This is a genomic window from Sulfolobales archaeon (assembly GCA_038897115.1).
Classification (GTDB): Archaea; Thermoproteota; Thermoprotei_A; order Sulfolobales; family AG1; genus AG1.
Genome location: JAWAXC010000186.1, coordinates 1 through 2,598, shown reverse-complemented (window position 1 = coordinate 2,598; position 2,598 = coordinate 1). Strand labels below are relative to the sequence as shown.

Sequence of the window (2,598 nt, the reverse complement as noted above, 5' to 3'; positions counted from 1 at the left end):
AGCTCTTGCAGCCTCTACATAGCCTGATGCTTTGAGAGATATAACCTGTGATCTTATGATTCTCGCTGTCGTAGGCCATGAGAAGACTCCTAGGATTATCGCGGCTGTGGTATTGCTAGGAGGTATGTAAGCTGATATTATTAGGTATATGAAAAATGCTGGTATGAGTAGGAATATGTCTGTAATTCTCATGAATACCTCGTCTACAACTCCTCCTAGATAGCCACTCAGAGATCCTATGAAAAGTCCTATCCCAACTATTAGGGAGGCTGCTATGAGCGAGATGAGAAGAGTATATCCTGTTCCTATGATAAGTCTTGAGAATATATCTCTTCCAAAGTAATCTGCTCCCATAGGAAGCTCCGGGCTTGGAGGGGCGTAGGATTGAGCTACTATAGCATTCGGATTATTTTTAACTATAAGAGGTGCTAAAGGAATTAGCATTATTATTGAGGCAAGTATCGTAACACCTGCTACTCCTCTAGGGTCTGAGAATACGTAAGCTCTAGCAGTGATCCAGGATTTCATGAGGATGGATACAATTCCTGACCTCAACAGAACCGCCTGATCTAGCCGAGTCTAACTCTTGGATCTAGAATCGCGTAGAGTATGTCTGAGATAAAATTAGCAAGAGAGATAGTAATTGCCAGAAGTAGGAATACACCCTGTATGAGAGGGTAGTCTTTATTAAGTATAGCATTTATGAATACATAGCCCATGCCAGGATATGAGAATATGGTCTCAGCTATCACAGCACCCACTACCATGTATCCGAAGGATATGGCTGTTGAAGTGACCACAGGAAGTATAGCGTTTCTAGCTACAGCCCTCATAACTTTCGACTCTCTTAATCCTATAGCTCTCAGAGCTGATACGAAATCTTCTCTAAGCAGTAGTATCATGTTGTTCTTCATCACATAGTAAGTGCTGGGAAGACCGCTAACTACTATAGTTATCATGGGTAGTGTTGCATGGTACATTACATCTCCTATGTAATCCAAAGAGAAGCCTTTTAAAGCTGCTTCATAGCTGTAAGCATGTGACAACGGGAAGATCCTGAGCTGGACACTGAATATGTAGAGGAAGAATAAGGCTATGAGAAAATATGGTGTTGCGAGAACCAGAGACATGAAGCTTGATATAAATGTGTCTAGCTTGCTGCCCTGCTTAACTGCTGAGATCATTCCTAATAATACTCCTAGAACAACTCTGATAGATATAGATAATGTGAGTAGAAAGAGACTCCATGGAAGAGCCATTCCAATAACATCTATAACAGGTCTCATATTGTAAGAATATGAAACACCTAGATCTCCTCTGAGAAGATGTGTGAAATAGGTTATAAACTGATCCAGAAGACCTCCTCTAAGCCCTAGTCTTTCTCTTATAGCCTCAGCTTCTTCGTTTGAAAGACCATAAGTCTGCTGAAGAAGATCCACAGGATCTCCGGGAGCTATTCTGGGGATTAAAAAGGTTATTATCATTGAGGCAAAGATCACTATAAGCGTGTTGAAACCTCTTTTAACGATATATCTAGCGGATACCTGCATTACCTTTTCATCCTCAAGAGCGCTAATAATCCTAGAACTATAACGAGCACTACTATCACTATGAGAATTATGAAATCAGTTCCAAGGCCCTGCTGAGGAGCCTGCTGAGGAACAGTCACTATCTGCGTCTGAACCTGGGTTGCCACTTCTGTAGCTGTCACTGTCTGTGTAGCTGTTTGTGTCTGTGTAGTTTGTGGTGTCTGTGTCTCGGCTGATATCACTCTAATAGATAGTAGTGTGTCTACTGTTTGAAGTCCTGTTTGTATTCCTTCTATTCTATCTGCTCTATAGACTTTGATATCGTATATGCTGTAGAGAGGTATTATAGGCATTGTCTCATGCAAATATTCTTGGATCTCATCTATAGCCCTCTTATAGATCACTGGATCATCTGTTTGCATGGCTTGATCTATGAGATTATCTAGATTAGGGTCAGAAACCCTAGCCCAGTTACTCCCAGGCGTCGGCTGACCTATAGGTGCTGTGGATTTCGTGTGGAAGACAGGATAGAATAGGTATGCTGCGGGGTCGAAAACTATCATTAGACTGTATATTCTTGATCCGAAGAATAGCGTGAAGGCACCTCTATTTCTTATATCAACATATGTCGAGAGAGCTACAAGTCTTATATTAACCTCAATACCTATCTTCTGAAGATCTGATGCAATAAGCTGAGCCGCCGTAAGCCAGTCGCTTATAGAAGGTACATCAAGCTCGAAGGAGAGTCTGGTTCCATTAGGAGTCACCCTAATCCCATCACCACCCTTCTTAAACCCTAGCGAGTCTAGTATTTCGTTCGCTTTATTAGGATCATACATGGTATTGGTTCCATTAGCTTTTTCGCTCAACCACGCGCTCTCTGCTACGGGTGGTATGAAGTTATATCTTGGAATTCCATATCCTGCTCCGGCTCTCTGCTAGAGCACTTCTGTTGATGTAGCTCTTTGTAGCAAAGTAGAGTGATGAGATGTTTCCTAGGTGGTGAGCTTCTCACCTTCTTCTCTAGGAAAAATATATATCCTGTGACACTATCTCTCAATTGGGCCGG

The 2,598-nt window shown here is 42.0% G+C and carries 3 protein-coding genes; all 3 read right to left on the bottom strand.

The annotated features are described in order from the left end of the window. A partial coding sequence (locus QXE01_12610) for an ABC transporter permease (GenBank protein MEM4972080.1) occupies positions 1-555 on the bottom strand: 555 nt, incomplete at its 3' end. A 14-nt stretch (positions 556-569) separates the two neighbouring features. Further along, positions 570-1,550, bottom strand: coding sequence for an ABC transporter permease (locus QXE01_12605; GenBank protein MEM4972079.1), 981 nt, complete (start codon positions 1,548-1,550; stop codon positions 570-572). Continuing rightward, positions 1,550-2,443, bottom strand: coding sequence for an ABC transporter substrate-binding protein (locus tag QXE01_12600; protein MEM4972078.1), 894 nt, complete (start codon positions 2,441-2,443; stop codon positions 1,550-1,552). Before QXE01_12600 ends, QXE01_12605 begins: the two co-directional genes overlap by 1 nt. Positions 2,444-2,598: the final 155 nt, after the last annotated feature.